This is a genomic window from Actinomadura soli (genome assembly GCF_005889715.1).
Lineage (GTDB): Bacteria > Actinomycetota > Actinomycetes > Streptosporangiales > Streptosporangiaceae > Spirillospora > Spirillospora soli.
In genome coordinates this window covers 1-25,506 of record NZ_VCKW01000122.1, presented here as the reverse complement: position 1 = coordinate 25,506, position 25,506 = coordinate 1, and the positions used below count along the sequence as shown (strand labels likewise).

The window sequence follows — 25,506 nt, the reverse complement described above, 5'->3', positions numbered from 1 at the left end:
GGTCCGGGCGTCGTGAAGCCCTCTGGACGATGCGCCGCTTCGGCCATGGGCGCTCCCGCTTCATGTCAGGGATGCTGCGGTTGTCAGCCGGGGCGGGCGTCAGACCTCGTCGTCGTCGGCCGGTGCCGTCCCGGGCTTGTCGATCTTAGCGGCGTCCCCGGTGGTCGCGGTGGTCGCGGCGGCCTTCTCGGCGGGCTTGCCCACGGCCTTCTCGGCGGCCGCCTTCGCGGCCTCGGCGCGCTCCCACTCCTGCTGCTTCAGGTCCGCCTCCCGCGGCGCCTGGATCCTCTTCAGCTGCTTGTTCATCGAGCGGAGGAGGAACACCGTCGCGACGAGCAGCGCGACGAAGACGGCGAAGCCCAGGACGCCGGGGCTGACGGTGTCGTCGTTCAGCGGGACGGCGGCGAGCACGGGCACTACAGACACACCCTCTCCCGGACGCCGGCGAACAGGTCGTCCTCCGGCAGTTCGGTGTCGACCAAGGACCTGGCCAAATGGTAGTCCTCGGTCGGCCATGCCTCGCGCTGGACGTCCATCGGGACGACGAACCAGAACCCGTTGGGGTCGATCTGGGTGGCGTGGGCGAGGAGGGCGCGGTCCCTGGTCTCGAAGTGGTCGGCGCAGGGGACGCGCGTCGTCACGTCCCAGTTCGCGCGGTTCTCCTTCTTCTCCTCGAAGCCGTCCAGCCAGTCCTTGTAGGGCGACTCCAGGCCCGCGTCCTCCATGGCGGTGTGCAGGGCGACGATCCGCTCCTTGCTGAACGTCATGTGGTAGTAGAGCTTCAGCGGCTGCCACGGCTCGCCGGTGCCCGGGTAGCGCTCCGGGTCGCCCGCCGCCTCGAACGCCTCCACCGACACCTCGTGGCACTTCACGTGGTCGGGGTGCGGGTAGCCGCCCTTCTCGTCGTAGGTCAGCATCACGTGCGGCCGGAAGTCGCGGACGGCGCGCACCAGCGGCTCGGACGCGGACTCCAGAGGCTCCAGCGCGAAGCAGCCGTCCGGCAGCGGCGGCGGCGGGTCGCCCTCGGGGAAGCCGGAGTCGACGAAGCCGAGCCAGCGCTGCTGGACGCCGAGGATCTCCCGGGCGCGCGCCATCTCGGCCTCGCGGACCTTGCCGATGTCGGCCTTGACCTCGGGACGGTCCATCGCCGGGTTCAGAATGTCGCCGCGCTCCCCGCCCGTGCAGGTGACGACGAGCACCTCGACGCCCTCGGCGACGTACCTCGCCATGGTGGCCGCGCCCTTGCTGGACTCGTCGTCGGGGTGGGCGTGCACCGCCATGAGGCGCAGCGGCTCGTCGCCCCCGCCCGTCCGGTCGCGCGCCCCCGCCTCGCCGACCGCCGCCTGTTCACCTACCGCCGCTTCACTGACCGCCTCTTCACTGACCGCCGCGCCGTCACTGACCGCCGTACCGCCGCCGACGGCCGGCGCATCGTCGTTGACCGCCGTATCGATGACCTCGGACACGTAGGGATCTCCTGTTCGGGCCGTGCTGGGCGGACCCCGGTTCGAGGCACGCGCGATGACAGACGAGAATTGTCCCTGACAACGTCCGCCCACCGCACGGAGATTCCCCGCCATGACGACGAGCCCGCCGAAACCAGCGGCGTCCGACGACTCCGGGCCGGGCCCCGCCGCGACCCCGCGGGGACGCGCCGGCCTCGTCGTCATCGGCGTCGTGACGGCGCTGGCCGCGGGCGGCTTCGGGATCATCGCGGCGTACGCGGGGCAGACGCCGGGCATCGTCGCGCAGACGATCACCTATGACATCGCCGACACCGGTGTCGAGATCAACTATTCGGTGGCCAAGGGGAAGGACGACGAGGTCCGCTGCACCGTCGACGCCTTCGACGAGAAATTCGCCGTGCTCGGCGCGCAGGAAATCACCGTGCCCGCCGGAAAGTCCAGCGTGGACGGGACGGCGACGCTCCAGACCCCGCGCCGGGCCACCGGGGCGAGGATCCACGGCTGCCGCGCCGTCTGACGATCCGGCCCCCAACTGGGCGCCCCTACGCCCGGTGAAGGGCAAAATACGATTGGCGGATTGCAGACGCCGTGTTCAGGGAACCTTTACTCGAACACACCGGATAGGCTAGAGGTTTCACCTGGCCGCACTTCATGTCGATGTGACACCCGTTCCACGGCGGGCGGGCGAGATCGCAACATGTGGATGAGGAGTACCCGTGACCGAGACCCGCGCTGACAACGTCACCTGGCTCACCCAGGAGGCGTACGACCGGCTCAAGAACGAACTTGAGCACCTGTCGGGCCCGGGCCGCATCGAGATCGCGCAGAAGATCGAGGCGGCGCGGGAGGAAGGCGACCTGCGCGAGAACGGCGGCTACCACGCGGCCAAGGAGGAGCAGGGCAAGATCGAGGGCCGCATCCTCCAGCTCCAGGGCATCCTGGAGAACGCCCGCGTCGGGGAGGCGCCCCGCACCGAGGGCGTCGTCGGCCCGGGCATGACCGTCACGGTCTCCTTCGAGGGCGACGACGAGGAGGTCACGTTCCTGCTCGCCTCCCGCGAGGAGGTCGGCGCCCCCATCGACGTGTACTCCCCGAAGTCGCCGCTCGGCGCGGCCATCAACGGCAAGAAGGTCGGCGAGAAGGCCACCTACACGCTGCCGAACGGCCGCGGCATGACCGTCGAGATCATCGACGCGACCCCCTACGGCTCCGGCTGACCCCAGCGCGCCCTCACGAGCTCCCACGCGGCGGTTGACGGCCGAGGCCGGGCGATCTCTCCACCGAGTCGCCCGGCCTCACCACGTCTCCGCCGAGGTGTCGCGGTGAGCGGCGGCGTCCCGGTGGGCGGTGCCGTCGCGATGGGTGCCGCGGTGGGTGGAAGTGCCGCGGTGGGTGGAGACGCTCCGCTGGGCGGACGCCGCGCGGACCAGCGGAAGCGTGCGGTACGGAACCTGGGTGGCCAGCGAGATCACCGAGGACGCGCGCTCCACGCCGGCCACGTCCACGATCACGTCGATGACGCGCTGCAGGTCGGTGTTGCTGCGCGCCACGACCCGGCACAGCATGTCGCCGGGGCCGGTGATCGTGTGCGCCTCGATCACCTCCGGCACCTGCGCGAGCCGCGCCCCCACCGGATCATGCCCGCTGTGCCCCTGCCCCAGGCTCTGCCGTAGCTGCAGCGTCACGAACGCCGTGACGCCGTAGCCGAGCGCCGCCGCGTCGATCTCCGGGCCGAAGCCGGCGATGACGCCGTCCCGGGCCAGCCGGTCGAGGCGCGCCTGGACGGTCCCGCGCGCGACCTTGAGCCGCCTGGACGCCTCCAGGACGCCGATGCGGGGCTCGGCGGCGAAGAGCTCGATCAGGCGTCCGTCCAGGTCGTCGATCGCCATGCGACCCTCCCGCTCATGGTCACGATGTACAGACCGCCCGGCGGTCATGGGATACGACTGTACAGATTGCCCAGCGATTCAATCCACTCTTGCGCAGCTTGTAGGCGCATGTCGAGATTGGGTGGTATGGATGAGTTTCCGGTCAAAGGCATGGACGCCGTCGTCTTCGCCGTCGGCAACGCAAAGCAGGCGGCGCACTACTACTCGACCGCGTTCGGCATGCGCAGGGTCGCCTACCGCGGTCCGGAGAACGGCAGCCCCGACGAGGCCGTGCACGTGCTGGAGTCCGGCAACGCCCGGTTCGTGTTCCGCGGCCCGGTGAAGGCGGACACCGAGATCGGCCGGCACATCGCCGCGCACGGCGACGGCGTGGTCGACCTCGCGATCGAGGTCCCCGACGTCCACGCCGCCTACCGGCACGCGGTCGCGAAGGGCGCCACGGGGCTGGAGGAGCCGCACGTCCTGGAGGACGACCACGGCAAGGTGACGATCGCGGCGATCGCCACGTACGGCGAGACGCGGCACTCGCTGGTCGACCGGTCCAACTACTCCGGCCCGTACCTGCCGGGGTTCGTGGCCGCCGACCCCATCGTCGCGCCGCCGGAGAAGAGGTTCTTCCAGGCGATCGACCACTGCGTCGGCAACGTCGAGCGCATGGACGAGTGGGCCGAGTACTACCACCGCGTCATGGGCTTCACCGACATGGCCGAGTTCGTCGGCGACGACATCGCGACCGAGTACTCGGCGCTGATGTCCAAGGTCGTCGCGGACGGCACCCGCAAGGTGAAGTTCCCGCTGAACGAGCCGGCCGAGAGCAAGCGCAAGTCGCAGATCGACGAGTACCTGGAGTTCTACGGCGGGCCCGGCGTGCAGCACATCGCGCTCGCCACCAACGACATCCTCGCGACCCTCGACCAGATGCGCGCCGCGGGCGTCGAGTTCCTGCAGAGCCCCGACTCCTACTACGAGGACCCCGAGCTGCGCGAGCGCATCGGCGAGGTGCGGGTCCCGATCGAGGAGCTGCAGAAGCGCCGGATCCTGGTCGACCGGGACGAGGACGGCTACCTGCTGCAGATCTTCACCAAGCCCGTCCAGGACCGGCCGACGGTGTTCTTCGAGCTGATCGAGCGGCACGGCTCGCTCGGCTTCGGCAAGGGCAACTTCAAGGCGCTGTTCGAGGCGATCGAGCGGGAGCAGGAGCTCCGCGGCAACCTCTGAGACCATCCACCGCTCGGGGGGTCACCGGCTCTGGACGCACCCGCGTCCAGGGCCGGTGGCCGTCAGACGGCCCTTTCACCGGCGCCACGCGTTCACCCGGACCAACGTGTTCACCGGCACCCAGTGTTTACCGGCACACTGTGGGCCATGAGCGAACCGCCTGAGAATCCCCGGCCCGCGGGCGGCGACAGGGTGCCCCCTGAACCGCAGGTCAACGACGCGCCCGCAACCGACGTCCCCGCAGCGGACGCCTCCGCCGTCCCTGAGCCCGCGGCGCCCCCGGACGCGGCCACAGAGACCCCTGCCGCGGAGGGCACGCCCGAGCGTCCGCCGCCGTATCAGGGCACGTACGGCGCCCAGCCCGGGCAGGCGCCTCCCCCGCCGGCGGCGCCACCGCAGGGCTACGGCCCGCCCCAACCCGGATATGGCGCGCCCCAGGCCGGCTACGGCCCTCCCGGTCAGCCTCATCCCGGGTACGGCGGCCCGCAGGACCTGCTGGCGGGACGCGGCGCGCGCCTCGGCGCGGGAATCCTGGACGGCCTGATCCTCAGCGTCGTGGCGCTGCCCGCCGTCCTGTTCTCCATCCGCTGGGACAAGCTGGAGGAGTCCATGGATTCCGGCGAGCCGATCGCCGACCCGCTGGACATCTACAACATCCCGAGGCTGCTGACCGGCTACGCCATCGTGTTCCTGGTGGGCTTCGCGTACTACACCGTCCTGCACGCCAAATCGGGCCAGACGCTCGGCAAGCGGGCCGTCGGCATCCGGGTGGTGAAGGCGTCCGACCACTCCGCGGTGAGCTGGGGCCAGGCCGCGGGCAGGCAGGCGTTCGTCTACGCCATCACCCTCACGACGGCGATACTCAACCTCGTCACCCCCGCCGCGGGCGTTCTCGGGCTGGTCGGCCTGCTCGACACGGCGTGGATCCTGTGGGACCGGCGCCGGCAGGCCCTCCACGACAAGGTGGCCGGGACGGTGGTGGTGAAGGCGGTGCCGTGGGCGCCGAACCCGTACGCGAAGCAGTGAGCGCCGCCGCCCGGGCGGCCCTTTGATCATTTACTGCTCATCCGTGGGCAAACATTGCGCTGGCCCCGGACGCGGCGAGGTTTGGACGGCGGCGGCACGGCCACCCTGACGGCATGACGCAACCGCCGAACGACCCCGCGTCCGGGGAAGAGCCGGACGACCGGCAGCAGGGGCGGCAGGAGCCCGAACGCCCAGGACCCTACGGCGGACCGCCCTACGGGCAGCAGCAACCCCACGGACAGCAGCAGCCGCCACCCGGGGGCCAGCAGCCGTACGGCCAACAACCCCCGTACGGGCAAGAGCCCTACGGCCAGCAACCGTACGGACAGCAGCAGCCCTACGGGGAACAGCCTTACGGGCAACAGCCCTACGGCCAGCAGCCCTACGGGCAACAGCCCTATGGGCAGCAGGGATACGAGGCCGCGCCGGGCTATGGCGGCGGAATGGGCTACGCCGACCCGTCCGTGGGGCTTGCGAGCCGCTGGGCGCGGCTGGGCGCCGCCATCGTCGACCTCATCCTCCTCGGGATCGTGTCGAGCCTCATCTCGATCCCGTTCATCGACTGGGGCCGCGTGTTCGACCCGGAGCCCGGCGACTCGTTCTACAGCGGCGGCCAGGCGGCGACGAACGCGATCGGCATCGTCCTCGGGTTCCTCTACTACTGGCTGATGCACGCCAAGTGGGGGCAGACGCTCGGCAAGATGCTGCTGCGGATCCGCGTCGTCCGCGAGCACGACCGCCAGGCGATCACCACCGGCCAGGCCGTGGGACGTTCGGCGTTCTACAGCGTGCTGGGCGGGATCTGCGGATGCATCGGCCTGATCGACGTCCTGTGGATCCTCTGGGATCCGCGCAAGCAGGCCCTGCACTGCAAGGTGGCGCGCACCGTGGTCGTCAAGGCCGAGCCGCACCTTCCCAACCCGTATGCCCACCGCTGAAACCCGCTGCCCGAACGTTGAACCCTATGTCTACTTATGATCCTCTATGCCCGGCGCCGGCCGGATGATCGGATGATCTCCGAGTTGCCGGGTAGGGCCCGGCACGGGCAGGCTGGGCAGCGTGCATATGGCCGGAAACTCCCCCAGCCCTCGGACCGGCGCGCGAGCCGTGTCCCGGAACGCGAGGCAGACCCGTGACACGCGGCTGTTCCGCGGCGGTGCGGGGCTGGCCGCTCTCGCCGTCGCCGGGTCGCTGACCGCGTCGTGCCAGATCGTCCCCTTCGAAGACGGCGAGAAGGAGAGGTCCGGTCCGCCCCCGGGGCCGGCCGCGACCGGTCCGGCGGGGCCGACGACGGCGGGCGACAGGTACGTGCCGGGCGACGGCAACGGCGGCTACGACGTCCAGCACTACGCGCTGAAGCTGAAGATCACGCCGAACGGCGCGGCGCAGCTGGACGGCACCGCGACGATCACCGCGCTCGCCACCGAGCGGCTCGCCCGGTTCAACCTCGACCTGACCGGCCTGGACGTGTCGTCCATCACGGTGGACGGCGCCCCCGCGCGGCAGCAGCGCGGGGGCAGCGAGCTGGAGGTCACGCCCGCGAAGCCGCTGGAGAAGGGCGCGAAGTTCACGACCGTCGTCGCGTACTCGGGGACGCCGGAGCCGGTGTCGGACCCGGTGCTCGGCACGTACGGCTGGATCCGCACACCGGACGGCGTGTTCGTGGCGTGCCAGCCGAGCGGCGCGCACACCTGGTTCCCGAGCAACGACCATCCGAGCGACAAGGCCACGTTCGACTTCGAGCTCACGGTGCCGCCCGGCCTCACCGCGATCGCCAACGGCGAGCCGGAGACGCCGCCGGCGAGCTCCGGCGGCGACCCCGGGCTGCCCGGCGCGCCGCCCGGCCTGCCCGGCGCACCGCCCGCCCTGCCGAGCGGGCCGCCCACCGAACCCACGACCACGCCCGACCCGGACATCAGCCCGATCGCGCACCAGGCGGCGCCGCGCCACAACGGCGCGGCGGGCGCCGCCACGACGTCGAAGTGGCACGTCAAGGTGCCGATGGCGACGTACCTGGCGACGATCGACGTCGGGCGGTTCGGTGTCCGGACGGGCAGGACGGCGAGCGGCATCTCCGTGATCACCGCGGTGGACCCGAGCACCAGCGCGAACCTGGACGGCTTCCACCGGCTGAACTCCCAGATCACCGACGAATGGGCGAAGCTGTTCGGCCCGTACCCGTTCGCCTCGACCGGCGGGCTGATCGACAACGCGGACGTCGGTTTCGCGCTGGAGACGCAGACCCGTCCGGTGTACGGGTCGTTCGGCCTGCAGCCGACGATCGTCGCGCACGAGCTGGCGCACCAGTGGTTCGGCGACAGCGTCAGCGTCACGAGATGGCAGGACATCTGGCTGAACGAGGGCTTCGCCACCTACGCCGAGTGGCTGTGGGAGGAGCGGTCCGGCGGGAAGACCGTCCAGGAGCAGTTCGACGAGCGCTACGGGAGCCCGATGGCGCGGGAGCTGTGGGACGTCCCCCCCGGCGACCCGGGCCGCAAGCAGATGTTCGGCCGCTCGGTGTACGACCGGGGCGGGATGACGCTGGTGGCGCTCCGCGGCAAGGTCGGCGAGGACGTGTTCTACAAGATCCTCCAGGCGTGGACGAAGGAGCGCCGGCACTCCAGCGGGACGACACCGCAGTTCATCGCGACGGCGAACCGGGTCTCGGGAAAGAGGCTCGACCCGTTCTTCAACGACTGGCTGTACCAGGAAGGCCGCCCTTCCAAGTAGGCCGCCCAATCTGGAGACCGCCCATGTGGAGGGCGCCCATGTGGAGGGCGCCCTCCACATGAGGCGGTGAATGCGCGGCAACGGGTCGGGAAAGCCCGGCCTGCCGCCGCGCCCCCGTTCCGCGACCACCGCCACCATCGGGCTGGTGACCGGACCATCCGTCGCGAACCGGCCGTGGCCCCGGGCACCCCGGCGGAGCGGCGGGCGGCCGCACCTTGTCCACAGCCCTCGTCGCCCGCCGCACGGCCGCCGGGCCCGCCCCGTCCGGCCGGTTCCGTCCGGCGCCGCACCCGCACAAGTGGTGATCGGTTGCCGCTTCCGGCCACGAATTCCATCCCGTGCCAGCGGACTTGAGACCAAATCGCGCTTGCACGGGACGCCGTTTCACAAGAAAGTCTTGATCACGGTCCTGGCGCCTGACAGGGGGCCGCCAGGCGAGGATCACCGAGGACGAGGTCGATGAGCAGAACCTCCAGAGCGCTGGCCGCCGTGACACTGGGCGTCGGCGCGGCCCTCGCGGTGTCGGCGGCACCCGCCGGCGCCGCCCCCGATGAGGATGCCCCGTACTTCACGCCCGGCGCGCCGGGCGCGGGCGACCCCTACTTCCCCGACATGGGCAACGGCGGCTACGACGTCGCCCACTACAAGATCGACCTGCGGTACGACCCGGGCACGAAGGGGATCAAGGCCGTCACCCGGATCGAGGCGCGGGCGACGCAGCACCTGTCCAGGTTCAATCTGGACTTCCTCGGCCCGCTCACGATCTCCTCGGTGCAGGTGGACGACAAGGACGCGTCCCACACACGGACGGGCGCCCAGGAACTCGTGGTCACCCCGCCGAAGGGGCTGCGGAAGAACCGGGACTTCACGGTGACCGTCGCCTACTCCGGCGTCCCGCAGACGATCAACGACGCCACGCTCGGCACGTCCGGCTGGATCCCGACGCCCGACGGCGCGGTGATGCTCAACCAGCCGTTCGGCGCCGCGACGGTCTTCCCCGTGAACGACCACCCGACCGACAAGGCGACGTACATGTTCGTCCTGTCCGCGCCCGACAACCTCACCACGCTCGCCAACGGCGACCTGCGCGGCAGGTCGACGAAGGACGGCTGGACGACCACGCGCTGGCACATGACCCGCCCGATGGCCAGCGAGCTGTCGATGCTCGCGATCGGCAGGTACGACGTCCTCACCGGGCAGTCGGCGGCGGGCGTCCCGAACCTGACGGCCACCGACCACGCCCTGGCCATCAAGCCGGACGACGCGCAGAAGTTCCACGACCAGACCGCCCAGGTCACGGACTTCCAGTCGGCCGCGTACGGGAGCTACCCGTTCACCTCGACGGGCGGGATCGCGGTGAAGGCCGGCGTGGGCTACGCGCTGGAGACGCAGGGCCGCCCGGTGTACGACCTGGGCCGCAGGCCGGGCACCATCCCGCGCGGGACGCTGCTCGCCCACGAGCTCGGCCACCAGTGGTTCGGGGACGCGGTGTCCCCGGCGAAATGGGCCGACATCTGGATGAACGAGGGCTTCGCGACGTACTCGGAGTGGCTGTACTCCGAGAAGTTCGAGGGCACGCCCGTCCAGGAGAGCTTCGACGGCGTCTACGCGACCCCGGCGGACGAGGGGCTGTGGAAGGGCAGGGTCGCCGACCCGGGCCGCGACCACATCTTCGGCGGGCTCGTCTACGACCGCGGCGCGATGGCCCTGCACGTGCTGCGCAAGACGATCGGCGAGGAGTCGTTCGCCGCCCTGCTCAAGGCGTGGCCGGCCGCGCACCTGCACGGCAACGCCTCGACGGAGGACTTCGTCCGCTTCGCCGCGGAGCTGTCGGGCAAGGACCTGGACGGCTGGGCCAAGACGTGGCTCTACTCCGAAGGCAAGCCGGCGCTGTAGAGCGCGCGCCCGGCGCACGCTCACGGCACCCTCACGCTGGGCCGCCCGCGAAGGCGGTCAGCTCAGCGTGAGGGTGTAGCCCCTCTCGCGGAGCCGCGCGATGACGTCCTCGGAGTGGTCGGCGCCGCGCGTCTCCAGATGCATGAGGACCTCGGCCTCCTCGACGGGCAGCCGGGCGGCGACCCGCTCGTGCATCACGTCCAGGACGTTCACGCCCAGCTCGGCCAGCTCGCTCAGCAGCGTCACCAGCGCGCCGGGACGGTCCTTCAGCCGGCAGCGGACGACCAGGTAGCGGCCCGCCCCGGCGAGGCCGTGCCGCAGCACCTTCGACAGCAGCAGCGGGTCGATGTTGCCGCCCGACAGCACCACCACGACGGGCGGCTCGACCGCGTACGAGTGCTCCAGCAGCGCCGCCACGCCGGCGGCCCCGGCGGGCTCGACGACCTGCTTGGCGCGTTCGAGGCACAGCAGCAGCGCCTGCGAGATGGACTCCTCGGTCACGGTGACGACCGCGTCGACCAGGTCGGTGAACATGGCGTAGGTCAGGTCGCCGGGGCGGCCGACCGCGATGCCGTCCGCCATCGTCGGCTCGATCTCGATCCGCGTCGGGCGCCCGGCCGCGAGCGACGGCGGGAACGCGGCCGCGCGCTTCGCCTGCGCCCCGATGATCTTGATCTTCCGGTCGCCGCCGGTCTCCCGCGCCGCCTCCTCGGCGAGGCCCCTGGCCGCCGCCGCGATGCCGGCCAGCAGCCCGCCGCCGCCGACCGGCGTCACGATCGTCCGGGCGTCCGGGCACTGCTCCATGATCTCCAGGCCGATGGTGGCCTGCCCGGTGACGACGTCCGGATGGTCGAACGGGTGGATGAACACGGCGCCGCACTCGTCCGCGTGCTTCTGCGCGGCGACGAGGCAGTCGTCGACGGTGGGCCCCGGGAAGACGATCTCGGCGCCGTAGCCGCGGGTCGCGGCGATCTTGGGGAGCGGCGCGCCGGCCGGCATGAAGACGGTGGCCTTGCAGCCGAGCATGGACGCGGCGAGCGCGACGCCCTGCGCGTGGTTCCCGGCGCTCGCCGCGACGACGCCGCGGGCGCGCTCGCGCTCGCTCAGCCCGGCGATCCGCACATACGCCCCGCGGATCTTGAACGACCCGGTGCGCTGCAGGTTCTCGCACTTCAGCAGGACGGGCCCGCCGAGCTGCTCGGACAGCGCCCGGGACGGGACCAGGGGGGTGCTGACGACCACCCCGCGGAGCAGCTCCCGGGCGGCGCGCACATCGTCCACAGTGACCGTACTCATCCCCCGATCATCGCTCATCCCGCGGCTCGACCGGTCCAATAACGATCTTGTGCGAAGACCAGGGCGGCGGCGCCGACGAGACCGGCGGTCTGGCCGAGGGCCGCGGGCACGATCCGGACGCGGCGCGCGAACTCCATCCTGGCGTGCGTCCGGAACGCCTCCTCCAGCGGGTCGAACAGCAGCGACCCCGCCTGGGACAGGCCGCCGCCGATCGCCGCGACGTCCAGGTCGCACAGGTGCGTCGCGGACGCGATCGCGATGCCGATGGCGCGTCCGGCCCGCCGCATCGCCGCGGACGCGACCGGATGCCCCCGGCGCGCGTCGGCGGCGAGTTCGGCGCCGGCCGCGGTGCCCTCCAGGCGGCCGGGGTTTCCCTGCCGCCAGCCCTGCTCGCGCGCCCAGGCGACGAGCCCGGGCCCGCGCGCGACGGCCTCCAGGCAGCCGCGCCCTCCGCACGCGCAGGGCGGGCCGCCGGGGTCGACGACGACGTGGCCGATGTGCCCGGCGTTGCCGCTGGCGCCGTTGATGAGGCGTCCGCCGAGGACGAGCCCGCCGCCGACGCCGGTGGACACGACCATCCCGAGGACGTTGTCGTGCCCGCGTCCCGCGCCGCGCCAGTGCTCGCCGACCGCGACGCAGATGGCGTCGTTGTGGATGCGGACGGGCAGCCCCGGGTAGCGGGCGCGGAGCCTCGCGCGCAGCGGGAAGTTCCGCCAGGCCGGGATGTTGAGCGGCGACACCTCCGCGGCGGGCCAGGTCATCGGCCCTCCGCAGCCCACGCCGACGCCCGCGAGCCGCGGGCTCCCGGCGTCGGTGACGAGCTTGCCGAGCAGCGCGTCCAGCGTCCGCCACAGCCCCTCGGCGTCCAGGCCCCCGGCGTCCGGCGCGGCCGGGTTCGGGGTGGCGACGCGGTCGTAGACGGCGACGCGCCCGCCCGGTTCGACGAGCGCCGCGGCGAGCTTCGTCCCGCCGATGTCCACGGCGAGGACGGGATCCACCGCCGGATCAGGCACCCGGGACGGCGGAGAGTCGCTCACGCGGGCTCTCCCGCACGGCCGAACGCCAGGATGGACGCGGTGAACCCGTGCACGTGGTTGCGTCCCGCGACCGGGCCGATCTCCCCGGCGGCGAAGAAGCCGCCCACCCCGGCGGGCCCGAACGCGTGGTCGAGGACGCGGACGTCATGGTCGGAGTCGGCGAACATGGCCTGGCCGCGGCCGTTGCAGGCGAACAGCAGCGCGCCCTCCACGGGGGCCATGTCGAACCGGTCGAGCAGTGCCGACAGGTCCTCCTCGGCGGCCCCGGCGTCGCGGACCTGGAACCGGACGGTGCGCCCGACGTCCACCACGTCGCCGATCGCGATGGCGCCGCTGTCGGTGTCGGCGCCCACGACGCCGCGGACGAGGAAGTCGCCGTGCTCGTGCTCGTCGGCGTACTCGTCCATGGCGACGCCGATCAGCAGCCCGCGCCCGGCCAGCTCCTGCTCGTCCTCCGGCAGCCCCAGGACGATCTGCTCCAGCTTCTCCAGCGCGGGAACGCCGGCCAGCTCGTAGAGGACGTTCTCCTCCGCCCGCGTCACCACCATGTCCGGGCCGATCGGGCGGGCGCCCTGGCTGACCACGGTGGCGGCGGCGACGGGCCCGCCGATGACGACGCCGACCGCGCCGTCGGTGTACACCTCGCCGCCGACGAACAGCCGCGCGTCGCCGCGCACGGCGCCCTCGGCGAGCCCGCCGACCAGCGGCAGGCCGGGCAGCGCGTCCTCGGAGCGCTCGACGAACGCGTCCACGGGAAAGGTGTACGGGTCGGTCAGCAGCACGCCGACGACGTCGTCGTCCTGCCCTTCGGGCATGCCGACCACGACGAGCCGGTCGTCGGCCTTCAGCGTCTCCAGCCGGAACGGGTCGAGCCGCGCGCCGGGCAGCACCCCCGCCCACGCGCTGACCGCGCCGGTGTCCTCCACGCCGCGCCCGGCGCCGATCACCCCGGACGCGCTGCAGCCCAGCACCACCGCGGGCCCGGCCGCCTGCGCCGCCGCGAGCGCCGCCTCCTCGATCGCCTCGGGGTCGTCGCCGCTCATGAAGACGCACACCAGGTCGGGCGCCGCGCTCAGCGGCGCGAGCGCCTGCTCCACCGCGGACACGGCCGCCTTCGCCAGGTCGGGTCCGAGGGCCAGGCCATCACCGAATCGCGCCATCGGCGGCGCCTCCCTCACTGCGTTCGCCGTCGTTCACAGGTCCAGTTTTCCTCACACGGGCTTCCCCTCAGTCTTCCCTCCAGCCGCGTATCCACCCAAACCCGGACGACCACTCCGGCGACACGGGCGGCGCGGGCTGCACGGACATGGCGGACGAATCCTCAAGCGTGGGGTGCGAGTCCGCGCACCCGCGACGTAGTGTCGATCGCGTGCCATCTTCCACACCGCGCGGTTCGACATCCCGAGGAACACCCCGAGGAACACCGCGCCGCGAATCCACTCTGGCCGAGTTGCGCACCAGCGGTCACGTCCAGCTTTCCGTGAAGGCGGAGATCCGCCGGAACCTGCTCGCCCGGCTGCGATCCGGCGAGCCGCGGTTCCCCGGCATCCTGGGGTTCGACGACACCGTCCTGCCGCACCTGGAGCGGGCCCTGCTCGCCGGGCACGACCTGGTGCTGCTGGGCGAGCGCGGGCAGGGCAAGACGCGGCTGATCCGCACCCTCGCCGGGCTGCTGGACGAGTGGACCCCGGTCGTGGCGGGCTGCGAGATCAACGACCACCCGTACGAACCGGTGTGCGTGCGCTGCCGCCGCCTCGCCGCGGAGCTGGGCGACGACCTCCCCGTCGAATGGAAGCACCGCGACGACCGGTACGGCGAGAAGCTCGCCACGCCCGACACCAGCGTCGGCGACCTGATCGGCGACGTCGACCCGATCAAGGTGGCGGAGGGCCGGACGCTCGGCGACCCGGAGACCGTCCACTTCGGGCTCGTGCCGCGCACCAACCGCGGCGTCTTCTCCATCAACGAACTGCCCGACCTGGCCGAGCGGATCCAGGTGTCGCTGCTGAACGTCCTGGAGGAGCGTGACGTGCAGGTCCGCGGCTACGCGCTGCGGCTGCCGCTGGACGTGCTGCTCGTCGCGTCCGCCAACCCCGAGGACTACACCAACCGCGGCCGCATCATCACCCCGCTGAAGGACCGCTTCGGCGCCGAGATCCGCACCCACTACCCCCTCGAACTGGACGCCGAGCTGGCGCTGATCCGCCAGGAGTCCGACTTCGCCGACCTCGCCGGGCTGCCCGCCGAGGTGCCCGACCATCTCATCGAGGTCATCGGCCGGTTCACCCGCCTCGTCCGCGAGTCCACGGCGGTCGACGCCCGATCCGGCGTGTCGGCGAGGTTCGCGCTCGCCGGCGCGGAGACCGTCGCGGCGGGCGCCGTCCGCCGCGCCGCCCTCACCGGCGAGGACCACGCCGTCGCGCGGGTCTGCGACCTCACCGCGATCGTCCCGTCGCTGATGGGCAAGGTCGAGTTCGAGGTCAGCGAGGAGGGCCGCGAGCAGGAGGTCCTCGAACACCTGCTGCGCCGCGCCGTCGCCGAGACCTACCGCAGGACGCTCGGCCCCGCCGACCTGAACGGCCTGCTCGACAAGTTCGACGCCGGCGAGTCCGTCGAGTCGGGCGAGCTGGTCGCGGCGACGGAGCTGCTGCGCCGCATCGGGCACGTCCCCGGCCTCGCCAAGATGATGGAGCGGCTCGGCATGAGCGGGGAGTCCCCCGGCCAGGCCGCCGCCGCACTGGAGTTCGCCCTGGAGGGGCTGTTCCTCACCCGGCGCCTGTCGAAGGACGTCGCCGGCGGACGAGCGGACGGGACCGCCACCTACCGCACCTGAGATCTCCACCTCGCGAGGGGATTCGATGAGCCGCTACCGCTACGGGGCGTACGAGGACGGGCCCGACCCCCTCGCCCCGCCCTACGACGTCCGCGACGCCCTCGACGCCATGGGCGACTCGGTGCTGGACGGCACCCGTCCGGGCGACGCGCTCCGGGACCTGCTGCGCCGCGGCCTGCCGGGCGCGCAGGGCCGCCGGGGGCTCGACGACATGCTCCGCCAGGTGCGGGAACGGCGCCGCGCGCTCCGCGACCGCGGCCGCCTGGACGGGACGCTGGAGCAGGCCCGCGCGCTCCTCGACACCGCGATCGGGCAGGAGCGCGCCGAGCTGTTCCCCGACCCGAGCGACGACGCGCGGCTGCGCGAGGCCGAGCTGGACACGCTGCCGTCCGACACGTCCCAGGCGATCCGGCGGCTGTCGGACTACGACTGGCGCTCCGACGCCGCCCGGCAGACGTTCGAGCAGCTCAAAGACCTGCTCCGCCGCGAAGTCCTGGACGCGCAGTTCCAGGGCATGAAGCAGGCCCTCGCGGACCCCGACCCGGCCGCCATGGAACGGGTCAAGGACATGATGGCCGCGCTGAACGCGATGCTGGAACGCGACGCCCGCGGCGAGCACGCCCAAGCCGACTTCGACCGGTTCATGGACGAGTACGGGGACATGTTCCCCGACCACCCGCAGAGCCTCGAAGAGCTCGTCGACTCCCTCGCCCGCCGCGCCGCCGCGATGGACCGGCTGCTCGCCTCGCTCAGCCCCGAGCAGCGCGCGGAGCTGGCCGGGCTGATGGAGCAGGCCATGCGGGACGCGGGCCTCGCCATGGAGATGACCCGCCTCGGCGACGCGCTGCGGGCCCGCCGTCCCGACCTCGGCTGGGGGCAGCCCGAGCAGATGACCGGCGACGACCCGCTCGGCATGGGCGACGCCACGACCGCGCTGGCGGAGCTCGCCGACCTCAGCGAGCTGGAGGCGGCGCTCGGGCAGGAGTACCCGGGCGCGCGGCTCGACGACATCGACGAGGACGCCGTCCGGCGCGCCCTCGGCCGGCAGGCCGTCGACGACCTCGCCGAGCTGCGCCGCATCGAGGCCGAGCTGGAGCGGCAGGGCTACCTGCGGCGCAAGCAGGGCAAGCTGGAGCTGACGCCGAAGGCGGTGCGGCGGCTCGGCGAGACCGCGCTGCGCCGCGTGTTCTCCCAGCTCACGTCCGGACGGCAGGGCGACCACGACCAGCAGGACGCGGGCCAGGCGGGCGAGCTGACCGGCTCCAGCCGCGAGTGGCGGTTCGGCGACGAGCAACCGCTCGACGTCGTCCGGACGGTCAGCAACGCCATCCGCCGCAGCGCCATGGACCCGGGCACCGGGGACGCCGACACCGCCGGGCTCGCGACCCGTCCCGCGCCCGCGAAAGTAGTCGAGCCGAGCCCCCCCGACCTGACGAAGCCCTCCGGCAACGGCTCGAACCGCCCCATCATCGACCGGCCAGCCAACGCGGTGAAGCTGAGCGTGGACGACTTCGAGGTGCAGGAGACGGAGCGGCGCACCGGCGCGGCCGTCTGCCTCCTCGTCGACCTGTCGTACTCGATGGTGCTGCGCGGCACGTGGGCGGTCGCCAAACAGACCACCCTCGCGCTGCACACCCTCGTGACCAGCAAGTTCCCGCAGGACGCGATCCAGATCATCGGGTTCTCCAACTACGCGCGGGTACTTCACCCGACGGAGATGGCGGGCCTCGACTGGGACATGGTGCAGGGCACCAACCTGCACCACGCGCTGATGATCGCCGGACGCCATCTGGACCGCCATCCCGACTTCGAGCCGATCGTCCTCGTCGTCACCGACGGCGAGCCCACCGCGCACCTGCGCCCGGACGGCCGCTCGCTGTTCGACTACCCGCCGTCCACGGACACGCTCGTCCTCACGCTCGCCGAGGTCGACAAGATGACCCGGCGCGGCGCCTGCATGAACTTCTTCATGCTCGCCGAGGACCGCCGCCTCGTGTCGTTCGTGGAGGAGGTCGCGCGCCGCAACGGCGGCCGCGTCTTCGCCCCCGACGCCGACCGACTGGGCGAATACGTCGTCAGCGACTACCTCAGGGTGCGCCGCAACCGCCGTTAAGCCTGTTTTTGTGGGGGACGACCCCCCACACCCCTCGCGCAAAAGCGCCACAGGGCTAGGGTCAGCGTCATGTCGACTTCGGACCGCCTGCTGCTGTTCCTGCACATCGGTTTCGCGATCTTCACGCTGGGCCCGCTGACCGCCGCCACCCATTCCACCCCGCGCTACATCCGCAAGCGCAACGTGACCGTCGTGCGGTACCTGCACCGGACCACGCAGATCTACGGCATCGGCACGCTGGGCATCTTCCTGTTCGGACTGGCGCTCGCCGAGGGCGACCTGGCGGAGATGTGGCTGTCGGTGTCGATGACGCTGTTCGTCGTCGCGCTGGTGCTGCTGCTGATCGTCGAGCGCGACCAGCGGAAGGCGGTGCACCTGCTGGAGGCCGCGTCGGCCGAGGCCAAGGCGACGGTCCCGCCCCGTCCCGCGGCCGAGGAAGCAGCGGACGGCAAGGAGACCGAGACCGGCTCCAAGACCGAGAAGGAGCAGCCGAGGCCCGCCGTGGAAGGCGACGTCGCGCAGGTGGAGCGCGGCCGTATCGCCGCCCTCTCCGGCGTCGTGTCCCTGATCTGGCTGGTGATCCTCGTCCTGATGGTCTGGAACGGCTGAACCGGCGCCAGGACTACTGGCCGCGCGGCTTCAGGTGGCTCCTGAGCCAGCTCACGATCATCGGGAGGCTCCGCTCGTCCTCCAGGATCTGCGCCGCGTGCAGGTCGCCCTCGACGGTCTTCACCGTCGCCTGGACGCCCGCGGCCCGCAGCGCGCCCGCCAGCCCCGTGCTCTGCGCGACCGGGACGAAGTCGCCGCTGCCGTGGATCAGCAGCATCGGCGCGTCGCCTGCGGAGGCGTGCGTGGCGGTGCTGGCGTCGTCCAGCCGCTTCAGGCAGTCGGCCGCGATGCCGGCGGCGCCGGTGACGGTGCCGGGCACGCAGTCGACGAGGGCGGTCACGGCGCGCCGCAGCTTGACCTGCTGGAGGGTGGCGGCGGGGTCCGCGCCGTCCTGGAAGGCCAGGAACGGGTCATTCGGCGGCGACAGCGCGACCACGCCGCGGACCTGCTGGGAACCCGTCCCGAACGCGCCGAGCTGGGTCGCGAGATGGCCCCCGGCCGACGAGCCGAGCACGGCGACCCGGGCCGGGTCGGCGTTCCACAGCCGGGCGTGCTTCTTGATGAAGGCGAGCGCGGACAGCGAGTCGTCCCGCTGCGCCGGCCACTGCGCCTTCGGCGCGAGCCGGTAGTTCGCCGACAGGACGACGAAGCCCTGCTCCGTCAGCCGCCGCGCGACGTACTTCCAGCCGCCGCCCTTGTCGCCGCCCATCCAGTAGCCGCCGTGCAGGATCAGCACCGCCGGGCGGGGCGTGGCCCGCGGCCCGGTGTCGCGCCAGTACGCGTCCATCCGCTGCGCGGCGGCCTTGCCGTAGGCGTAGGTGCGGAACTTCGGCAGCGCCGGGGTGACCATGACCGCCTGCGCGGTGACGGTGCCGTCGGGCTCCCCGTCCGGTGCGGCCGGCCCGCCGGACGATCCGCCCGCCGTACCGCCCGGAGGCGCGGACGTGGACGACGTCGACGGCGACCCGGTTCCCGGGCTCACGGGCTCCCCGGACGGCGCCACCACCGGGACGGACGGTGTCGGCGGCGTCGGCGCGGTCGCGTGGGCTCCCACGGGAACGGCGACGGCGGAGACACACGCCGCGGCGAACGCCGCCCCACAAACCAGTGTTTTGCGCACCCCGGGCCCTTTCCTCACGAACCTGGCGCGCTGATTATAGATGTTTGATCACGTGCCAGGGGGAAGATCAACTCGTTTGACCCGCCGGCGACGGTCAGCTCAGCGCCCGGTCGAGATCATGGAGGAGGTCGTCGGCGTCCTCGATCCCGACCGACAGCCGCACCAGGTCGGCGGGGACCTCCAGCGGCGATCCGGCGGCCGACGCGTGCGTCATCCGGCCCGGATGCTCGATCAGCGACTCGACGCCGCCGAGCGACTCGCCGAGCGTGAACAGCTCCGTCGCCTCGCAGACGCGCACGGCGGCCTCCTCCGACTCCATCCGGAACGAGACCATGCCGCCGAACGCCCTCATCTGCTTGGCGGCGACGTCGTGCCCCGGATGGTCCGGCAGCCCCGGGTAGAGCACCCCCCGCACGGACGGGTGCCGGACGAGCATCTCCACGATCTTCTCGGCGTTCGCGCAGTGCCGGTCCATCCGCACTCCCAGCGTCTTGATCCCGCGCAGGGTGAGCCACGCGTCGAACGGCCCCGCGACGGCGCCCATCGCGTTCTGGTGGTAGGCGAGCCGCTCCCCCAGTTCCGCGTCCGACGCGATCAGCGCGCCGCCGACGACGTCGGAGTGCCCGCCGATGTACTTGGTGGTCGAGTGGACGACGACGTCCGCGCCGAGGTCCAGGGGCCGCTGGAGGTACGGCGAGGCGAAGGTGTTGTCGACGACCAGCAGCGCGCCCGAGTCGTGCGCGACCTCCGCCAGCGCCGCGATGTCGGCGATCCCGAGCAGCGGATTGGTCGGCGTCTCCACCCACACGATCTTCGTCTCGGGCCGCATCGCCGCGCGCAGCGCGTCCACGTCCCCCAGCGCCACGGGGTCGAACACGACCCCCCAGGGCTCGGCCACCTTGGCGAACAGCCGGTAGGTCCCGCCGTAGGCGTCGTTCGGGATCACCACGTGATCACCGGGACGGCAGACCGCGCGCAGCAGCGCGTCCTCGGCGGCGAGCCCGGAGGCGAACGCCAGCCCCCGCGCGCCGACCTCGGTCTCGGCGAGGCATACCTCCAGCGCGGTACGCGTCGGGTTCGCCGACCGCGAGTACTCGTAGCCGCCGCGCAGCCCGCCGATGCCGTCCTGCTTGTAGGTCGAGACCTGGTAGATCGGCGGGACGACCGCGCCGGTCGTCGGGTCGGGCTCCTGACCTGCGTGGATGGCCACGGTGTCGAAGCCCTGCCGCCGTCCGCCGTTCCCCTGCCGCCCGTCGCCGGTTCCTTGGCCGCGGGTACCCTGGTGAACCACGTTGTCCATGGGTACGAGGCTATCCAGCCCGCTCCCCTCCTAGAGGATGAGGGGCTCCCCCGCAAGTATCAGCCACTATTTCGGCTCGGGGGTTGACTACAGGGCCCGTCCGATTCTCTACCGTTTTACGGGTACCTGCTCAATCCTGATTCCCATCACCCTGAACTAAGGAAAACGCATGTTCGCTGGGCTCGCGCGCTTCGTCGTGAGACATCCATGGTGGACGATCGGGGCCTGGCTCGTGGCCGCGGTCCTCATCATCGCCTTGTCCCCCAAGCTCGCCACCGAGTCGGACCAAGGCGAGTTCCTGCCGTCCAAGTACGAGTCCGTCCAGGCCGCCGAGATCGCCGAGGACGCCTTCCCCGACCAGGCGGACGCGTCCGCCCTGATCGTGGTGCAACGTTCCGACGGCGGGAAGATCACCCCCGCGGACAGCGCGAAGATCGACGCGGCGGCCAAGAACCTGGCGGCCAAGAAGTACCCGACCGTAAAGGGCTTCGAGACCGGCCCCCAGGCGGTCGCGCCGAACAAGACCATCCAGCTGATCAGCGTGCCGGTCGAGGCGACGACCGGTGGTGACACCGCCGAGAGGCAGAGTCAGTCGATCAAGGACATCCGCACCCAGCTGCCCAAGGAGCTGGGCGCCGGCCTGAACGCCAAGGTGGGTGGTGAGCCCGCGGCCTGGGTCGACAACGAGGACTCCTTCACCGACTCCTTCGTGCTGATCACCTTCGCCACCTTCGGGCTGATCATCGGCCTGATCCTGCTGATCTTCCGGGCGCCGATCGCGGCGATCCTGCCGATCATCGTGATCATCGCCACCGAGCAGGTGTCGATGGGGTTGATCGGGGCCGCGTCCAAGGTGCTGGACTTCTCCGGCGACGACAGCCTCCAGATCATCCTGACGATCGTGCTGTTCGGCGTCGGCGCCGACTACTACCTGTTCCTGCTGTTCCGCTACCGGGAGCGGCTGCGCGCCGGCGAGGACCGCAAGACCGCGCTGGTCTCGGCGGTGGAGCGGGTCGGCGAGGTCATCACCTCCGCGGCGGCCGCGATCGCGGCGACGTTCCTAGTGCTGATGCTCGCGTCCTTCGGGATCTTCGCCGCGTGGGGCCCGTCGCTCGCCATCGGCGTCGTGGTGATGGGAATCACGTCGCTGACGCTCTTCCCGGCGATCCTGTCGCTGATCGGGCCCGCGGTGTTCTGGCCGTCGAAGTCCTGGAAGAAGCAGCCGAAGGCGTCCATCTCGACCAAGCTCGGCAGGATGGTCGGCAAGCGCCCCGCCGTGGTCGCGCTCGTCGCGGGCGGGCTGCTGATCGGGCTCGCGTCCGGCGCGCTCAACTTCAAGTCCGACTACGACTTCCAGTCCAGCTTCCCGCAGGACACCGAGTCCGCGCAGGCCACCAAGGACCTGCAGAAGGGCTTCCCGGCCGGGCAGAACACCCCGGTCGAGGTCATGATCCGCTCCACCGACGGGCAGCCGCTGGACAAGTCCGACCTGGACGCCTTCGGGCAGAAGGCGAAGTCGCTGCCGGGCGTCGGCGGCGTGCAGCCCGCCAAGCCCAGCAAGGACCCGAAGGTCGCGCAGGTCGACCTGGTGCTCAACGGCAACCCGGTCGACAACAAGTCCATCAACCTGGTCAAGAACGATCTCGGCCCGGCGGTCCACGACATCGCGCCTCAGGGCACCCAGGTGTTCGTCGGCGGCGAGACCGCGATCTACAGCGACATCAACAAGGTCGTCAACCGCGACCTGTCGGTGATCCTGCCGATCGCCGGCGCGCTCATCGCCCTGATCCTGCTGGCGCTGCTCCGCTCGGTGGTCGCCCCGCTGTACCTGGTCCCGGCGGTGCTGCTCGGCTTCGCCGCGACCCTGGGCTCCGCGGTGTACGTCTTCCAGGGCATCAAGGGCGAACCCGGGGAGATCTTCCACCTGCCGATCATGCTGTACCTGTTCGTGCTGGCCATCGGGACCGACTACAACATCCTGATGACCGCGCGGCTCCGCGAGGAGGCCAAGGAGGGCCACGAGCCGCGCAAGGCCGCCGCCCTGGCGGTCCAGCACGGCGGTCCGACGGTCGCCGCGGCCGGGCTGATCCTGGCCGGGACGTTCTCGGTCATGCTGCTCGCCAAGGTGTCGATGCTGCAGCAGATGGGCTTCTCCATCGCGCTCGGGATCGCGCTGTCGGCCTTCGTCATGGCGATGTTCCTGGTGCCGGGCCTCACCGCCCTGCTGGGCCACAAGGCCTGGTGGCCGGGACACGGTGACCAGCCGAAGAAGCAGGTCAGGCCGGCCGACACGCGGGAGGACTACCTCCCGTCCGGGCACCGGTAGCCGGCGCCCCACAGACGTCGGGTTGCGCGTCCCGGCCCGAAACGCCGCCCACCGGCCGGAGCGCGCAACCCGACACCTTCCACGATAGAAGCGCCGGAGGCCAAGAGGCCTCCGGCGCTTCGCCATGCCGAACGATTCACCCGCCGGACCCGGCCAGGAACGCGATGAGGTCCTGCCGGGTGACGAGCCCCTTCGGCTTGCCGTCCACCAGGACCACCGCGGCCCCGGACTTCTCCAGCACCTCGACGGCCTTGCTCACCGGCTCCCCGGACCCGAGCGTCGGCAGCGGCTCCGACATGTGCAGCTCCACCGGCTCGGTCAGCTTCGCGCGCTCCCTGACGAGGATGTCGAGCAGGTCGCTCTCCACCACGGAGCCGACCACCTCCGCCGCCATGACCGGCGGTTCCTCCTTCATCACCGGAAGCTGCGACACCTCGTACTCCCGCATGATCGAGATGGCGGTCTGCACGCTCTCGTGCGGGTGGACGTGCACGAACTCCGGCAGCGTCCGCCCCTTGCGGTTGAGCACCTCGCCCACCCGCGCCTCCTCGGTCGCCGGGATGAGGAACCCGTAGTCCGCCATCCACTCGTCGTTGAAGATCTTGGTGAGGTACCCCCGGCCGCCGTCCGGCAGCAGCACCACGACCACGTCGTCCGGCCCGGCCCGCTCCGCCACGCGCAGCGCCGCGACGACCGCCATCCCGCAGGACCCGCCGACGAGCAGCGCCTCCTCCCGGGCCAGCCGCCGCGTCATGTTGAAGGAGTCCTTGTCGGACACGGCGATGACGTCGTCGCAGATGTCCCGGTCGTACGTCTCCGGCCAGATGTCCTCGCCGACACCCTCCGTGAGGTACGGACGCCCGCTGCCACCCGAGTACACCGACCCCTCCGGATCAGCACCGATGACCTTCACCCGGCCCTCGGAGACCTCTTTCAGGTACTTCCCGGCGCCGCTGATCGTCCCGCCGGTACCGATCCCCGCGACGAAGTGCGTGACGCGCCCCTCCGTCTGCTCCCAGATCTCCGGCCCGGTCGTCTCGTAATGCGACACCGGGTTCTGCGGATTGGTGTACTGGTTCGGCTTCCACGCCCCGGGGATCTCCGCGGCCAGCCGGTCGGACACCGAGTAGTACGAGTCCGGATGCTCGGGCGACACCGCCGTCGGGCACACCACGACCTCCGCCCCGTACGCGCGCAGCACATCGATCTTGTCCCTGGCGACCTTGTCGGGGCAGACGAAGACGCACCGGTACCCCCGGTACTGCGCCACGATCGCGAGCCCCACCCCGGTGTTCCCGGACGTGGGCTCCACGATCGTCCCGCCCGGCCGCAGCTCCCCCGACCGCTCGGCGGCATCGATCATCCGGACCGCGATCCGGTCCTTCACCGAGCCACCGGGGTTGAAATACTCCACCTTCGCGAGCACCTGGGCCCCGGGACGGCCCGTCCCCCCGCTGTCGGTCACCTTGCGCAGCCGGACGAGCGGGGTGTTGCCCATCAGCTCGACGAGCGAATCGTGTACGTGCACCGCGACATCCTTGTCGTTCAGTGTGGCGAATCAACAGTGGCGTCCCTGCTCACAGGGCGACCGGGACGCGGGCCCGGATGGACCCCCCCTTTCCGAAGGTAGCCGAGACGGGCACCGCAGGCATCAAGGCGCCTGGCCAGGGGTAGAAACTCAATCACGGAGGGTCAACGACGCATGTTGAGGGCATTCACGGCACGCCGCATCGCGGCGGCCGCGGCGTACGGGGGCGGCGGAATCACGGCCGTGGGCGGTATCACCTTCGGCCTCGTCGTGATCGAGGCGAAACTCGCCCGCAGGATGATCGAGGCGACGCCCAACGGCGACCCACCGGCGGCGGACGGCCTCTACGGCGGCGCACTCGGCACCACACCCCTGTCCATGGTCATGATCGGCGACTCGACCGCCGCGGGCCTGGGCGTCCACACCCCGGAGGAGACCCCGGCGGCGCTCCTGGCCACCGGCCTCTCCGCGATAGCGGACCGCCCCGTCCGGCTGACGAACGTCGCCCGCTCCGGCGCCCGCTCGCCGTCCCTCCGCGGCCAGGTCGACCGCGCCCTGCAGACCCGTCCCGACATCGCCGTCATCATGATCGGCGCCAACGACGTGACCGGACGCATCCCGCCCGCCGACTCCGTCCGCCACCTCGCGGACGCCGTCGAACGCCTCCGCGCCGCGGGCAGCCACGTCGTCGTAGGCACCTGCCCCGACCTGGGCTCCGTCAAGCCCCTGATGCCCCCGCTGAAATGGATCGCGCGCCGCGCCAGCCGCCAGCTCGCCGCCGCCCAGACCATCGCGGCGGTCGAACGCGGCGCCCGCTCGATCTCCCTCGGCGACCTGCTCGGCCGCGAGTTCGCCGCCGACCCGCTCTCGATGTTCAGCGAGGACCGCTACCACCCGTCCGCCCGCGGCTACGCGGCCGCGTCCGCCGCCGTCCTGCCCTCGATCGCGTCCGCGCTGGGCCTGGAGCCCGACCTCGCCGACCAGCCGGGCACGGGCGTCCTCCCGGTGTACCTGGCCGCCGCGGAGGCCGCGGAGGTCTCGGGCACCGAGGTCCGCGGCGGCCAGGTACCTGTCTCTTATAAACATCTGACGCTGCCGACGAATTAAACAGTGTGGATT

General features: G+C 71.7%; 21 protein-coding genes. 12 read left to right on the top strand and 9 right to left on the bottom strand.

Annotation, left to right across the window (positions count from 1 at the left end; all coding sequences use genetic code 11):
- Positions 1–99: 99 nt before the first annotated feature.
- Positions 100–426, bottom strand: a complete 327-nt coding sequence (locus ETD83_RS22910) for a hypothetical protein (protein WP_205717820.1) — start codon at positions 424–426, stop codon at positions 100–102.
- On the bottom strand, positions 417–1,280 hold the full coding sequence (gene mca / locus ETD83_RS22905; RefSeq protein ID WP_138647207.1) for a mycothiol conjugate amidase Mca: 864 nt from the start codon (positions 1,278–1,280) through the stop codon (positions 417–419). The genes ETD83_RS22910 and mca overlap by 10 nt, the downstream gene beginning before the upstream one ends.
- A 298-nt stretch (positions 1,281–1,578) precedes the next feature.
- Between mca and ETD83_RS22900 the strand changes: the two genes are divergently transcribed.
- Both ETD83_RS22900 and greA read left to right on the top strand, forming a co-directional pair.
- Positions 1,579–1,983, top strand: a complete 405-nt coding sequence (locus ETD83_RS22900; RefSeq protein WP_138647203.1) for a DUF4307 domain-containing protein — start codon at positions 1,579–1,581, stop codon at positions 1,981–1,983.
- A gap of 199 nt (positions 1,984–2,182) precedes the next feature.
- Positions 2,183–2,683 (top strand): transcription elongation factor GreA, encoded by a 501-nt coding sequence (gene greA / locus ETD83_RS22895; protein WP_138647202.1) that lies wholly within the window; start codon positions 2,183–2,185, stop codon positions 2,681–2,683.
- Positions 2,684–2,761: 78 nt separating this feature from the next.
- Here the strand turns inward: greA and ETD83_RS22890 are convergent, their stop codons facing one another.
- Positions 2,762–3,355 carry an Lrp/AsnC family transcriptional regulator gene (locus tag ETD83_RS22890; protein WP_138647201.1) on the bottom strand — a complete coding sequence of 198 codons (594 nt, stop codon included), beginning with the start codon at positions 3,353–3,355 and terminating at the stop codon, positions 2,762–2,764.
- Between the two features lie 126 nt (positions 3,356–3,481).
- Between ETD83_RS22890 and hppD the strand changes: the two genes are divergently transcribed.
- The 5 genes from hppD (at position 3,482) to ETD83_RS22860 (ending at position 10,225) form a co-directional block, all read left to right on the top strand.
- Positions 3,482–4,573: a 4-hydroxyphenylpyruvate dioxygenase gene (gene hppD, locus ETD83_RS22885; RefSeq protein WP_171064382.1), complete on the top strand. Its 1,092-nt coding sequence runs from the start codon at positions 3,482–3,484 to the stop codon at positions 4,571–4,573.
- A 147-nt stretch (positions 4,574–4,720) separates the two neighbouring features.
- Positions 4,721–5,599, top strand: coding sequence for an RDD family protein (locus ETD83_RS22880; protein ID WP_138647199.1), 879 nt, complete (start codon positions 4,721–4,723; stop codon positions 5,597–5,599).
- 113 nt (positions 5,600–5,712) lie between these two features.
- On the top strand, positions 5,713–6,537 hold the full coding sequence (locus ETD83_RS22875; RefSeq protein WP_138647198.1) for an RDD family protein: 825 nt from the start codon (positions 5,713–5,715) through the stop codon (positions 6,535–6,537).
- A 169-nt stretch (positions 6,538–6,706) separates the two neighbouring features.
- On the top strand, positions 6,707–8,329 hold the full coding sequence (locus tag ETD83_RS22870) for a M1 family metallopeptidase (protein ID WP_230421105.1): 1,623 nt from the start codon (positions 6,707–6,709) through the stop codon (positions 8,327–8,329).
- A gap of 459 nt (positions 8,330–8,788) precedes the next feature.
- Positions 8,789–10,225 carry a M1 family metallopeptidase gene (locus ETD83_RS22860; RefSeq protein ID WP_138647196.1) on the top strand — a complete coding sequence of 479 codons (1,437 nt, stop codon included), beginning with the start codon at positions 8,789–8,791 and terminating at the stop codon, positions 10,223–10,225.
- A 57-nt stretch (positions 10,226–10,282) separates the two neighbouring features.
- Here the strand turns inward: ETD83_RS22860 and ilvA are convergent, their stop codons facing one another.
- From ilvA to ETD83_RS22845, 3 genes are read right to left on the bottom strand one after another with little or no spacing between them, the layout of a single operon-like run.
- Entirely contained in the window at positions 10,283–11,521 is a 1,239-nt protein-coding gene (ilvA, locus tag ETD83_RS22855) for a threonine ammonia-lyase (RefSeq protein ID WP_138647195.1), read from the bottom strand.
- A gap of 14 nt (positions 11,522–11,535) precedes the next feature.
- The gene (locus ETD83_RS22850) at positions 11,536–12,558 is read right to left on the bottom strand and encodes an ROK family protein (RefSeq protein ID WP_230421104.1); all 1,023 of its coding nucleotides are present in this window, start codon (positions 12,556–12,558) and stop codon (positions 11,536–11,538) included.
- Positions 12,555–13,718 (bottom strand): FIST signal transduction protein, encoded by a 1,164-nt coding sequence (locus tag ETD83_RS22845; RefSeq protein WP_138647194.1) that lies wholly within the window; start codon positions 13,716–13,718, stop codon positions 12,555–12,557. The genes ETD83_RS22850 and ETD83_RS22845 overlap by 4 nt, the downstream gene beginning before the upstream one ends.
- 290 nt (positions 13,719–14,008) lie before the next feature.
- Between ETD83_RS22845 and ETD83_RS22840 the strand changes: the two genes are divergently transcribed.
- The 3 genes from ETD83_RS22840 (at position 14,009) to ETD83_RS22830 (ending at position 18,113) form a co-directional block, all read left to right on the top strand.
- A complete protein-coding gene (locus ETD83_RS22840; protein ID WP_407921512.1) occupies positions 14,009–15,391 on the top strand; it encodes a sigma 54-interacting transcriptional regulator in 1,383 nt (460 codons plus the stop codon).
- 25 nt (positions 15,392–15,416) lie between these two features.
- Complete coding sequence (locus ETD83_RS22835) at positions 15,417–17,504, top strand: vWA domain-containing protein (RefSeq protein ID WP_138647192.1); 2,088 nt, start codon at positions 15,417–15,419, stop codon at positions 17,502–17,504.
- Positions 17,505–17,573: 69 nt separating this feature from the next.
- The gene (locus ETD83_RS22830; RefSeq protein WP_138647191.1) at positions 17,574–18,113 is read left to right on the top strand and encodes a hypothetical protein; all 540 of its coding nucleotides are present in this window, start codon (positions 17,574–17,576) and stop codon (positions 18,111–18,113) included.
- A gap of 13 nt (positions 18,114–18,126) precedes the next feature.
- Here the strand turns inward: ETD83_RS22830 and ETD83_RS22825 are convergent, their stop codons facing one another.
- Positions 18,127–19,233 (bottom strand): alpha/beta hydrolase, encoded by a 1,107-nt coding sequence (locus tag ETD83_RS22825; RefSeq protein WP_230421103.1) that lies wholly within the window; start codon positions 19,231–19,233, stop codon positions 18,127–18,129.
- A 94-nt stretch (positions 19,234–19,327) separates the two neighbouring features.
- Positions 19,328–20,533: a cystathionine gamma-synthase gene (locus tag ETD83_RS22820; RefSeq protein WP_138647190.1), complete on the bottom strand. Its 1,206-nt coding sequence runs from the start codon at positions 20,531–20,533 to the stop codon at positions 19,328–19,330.
- Positions 20,534–20,702: 169 nt separating this feature from the next.
- On the opposite strand from ETD83_RS22820, the gene ETD83_RS22815 reads away from it, so the two are divergent.
- A complete protein-coding gene (locus tag ETD83_RS22815; RefSeq protein ID WP_138647189.1) occupies positions 20,703–22,859 on the top strand; it encodes an MMPL family transporter in 2,157 nt (718 codons plus the stop codon).
- 136 nt (positions 22,860–22,995) lie between these two features.
- Here ETD83_RS22815 and ETD83_RS22810 read toward each other — a convergent pair whose 3' ends face one another.
- On the bottom strand, positions 22,996–24,387 hold the full coding sequence (locus ETD83_RS22810; protein WP_138647188.1) for a cystathionine beta-synthase: 1,392 nt from the start codon (positions 24,385–24,387) through the stop codon (positions 22,996–22,998).
- 174 nt (positions 24,388–24,561) lie between these two features.
- Here ETD83_RS22810 and ETD83_RS22805 point away from each other — a divergent pair, with 174 nt between their 5' ends.
- Positions 24,562–25,494 (top strand): SGNH/GDSL hydrolase family protein, encoded by a 933-nt coding sequence (locus ETD83_RS22805; protein WP_138647187.1) that lies wholly within the window; start codon positions 24,562–24,564, stop codon positions 25,492–25,494.
- Positions 25,495–25,506 lie beyond the last annotated feature (12 nt).

Bases quoted from the DNA above. Each gene is read 5' to 3' on its own strand.
- ilvA (WP_138647195.1), bottom strand. From the start codon at position 11,521: ATGAGTACGGTCACTGTGGACGATGTGCGCGCCGCCCGGGAGCTGCTC.
- ETD83_RS22900 (WP_138647203.1), top strand. From the start codon at position 1,579: ATGACGACGAGCCCGCCGAAACCAGCGGCGTCCGACGACTCCGGGCCG.
- ETD83_RS22820 (WP_138647190.1), bottom strand. From the start codon at position 20,533: ATGGACAACGTGGTTCACCAGGGTACCCGCGGCCAAGGAACCGGCGAC.
- ETD83_RS22830 (WP_138647191.1), top strand. From the start codon at position 17,574: ATGTCGACTTCGGACCGCCTGCTGCTGTTCCTGCACATCGGTTTCGCG.
- hppD (WP_171064382.1), top strand. From the start codon at position 3,482: ATGGATGAGTTTCCGGTCAAAGGCATGGACGCCGTCGTCTTCGCCGTC.
- ETD83_RS22875 (WP_138647198.1), top strand. From the start codon at position 5,713: ATGACGCAACCGCCGAACGACCCCGCGTCCGGGGAAGAGCCGGACGAC.
- ETD83_RS22880 (WP_138647199.1), top strand. From the start codon at position 4,721: ATGAGCGAACCGCCTGAGAATCCCCGGCCCGCGGGCGGCGACAGGGTG.
- ETD83_RS22805 (WP_138647187.1), top strand. From the start codon at position 24,562: ATGTTGAGGGCATTCACGGCACGCCGCATCGCGGCGGCCGCGGCGTAC.
- ETD83_RS22845 (WP_138647194.1), bottom strand. From the start codon at position 13,718: ATGGCGCGATTCGGTGATGGCCTGGCCCTCGGACCCGACCTGGCGAAG.
- ETD83_RS22835 (WP_138647192.1), top strand. From the start codon at position 15,417: ATGAGCCGCTACCGCTACGGGGCGTACGAGGACGGGCCCGACCCCCTC.
- ETD83_RS22815 (WP_138647189.1), top strand. From the start codon at position 20,703: ATGTTCGCTGGGCTCGCGCGCTTCGTCGTGAGACATCCATGGTGGACG.
- ETD83_RS22860 (WP_138647196.1), top strand. From the start codon at position 8,789: ATGAGCAGAACCTCCAGAGCGCTGGCCGCCGTGACACTGGGCGTCGGC.
- ETD83_RS22890 (WP_138647201.1), bottom strand. From the start codon at position 3,355: ATGGCGATCGACGACCTGGACGGACGCCTGATCGAGCTCTTCGCCGCC.
- mca (WP_138647207.1), bottom strand. From the start codon at position 1,280: ATGGCGGTGCACGCCCACCCCGACGACGAGTCCAGCAAGGGCGCGGCC.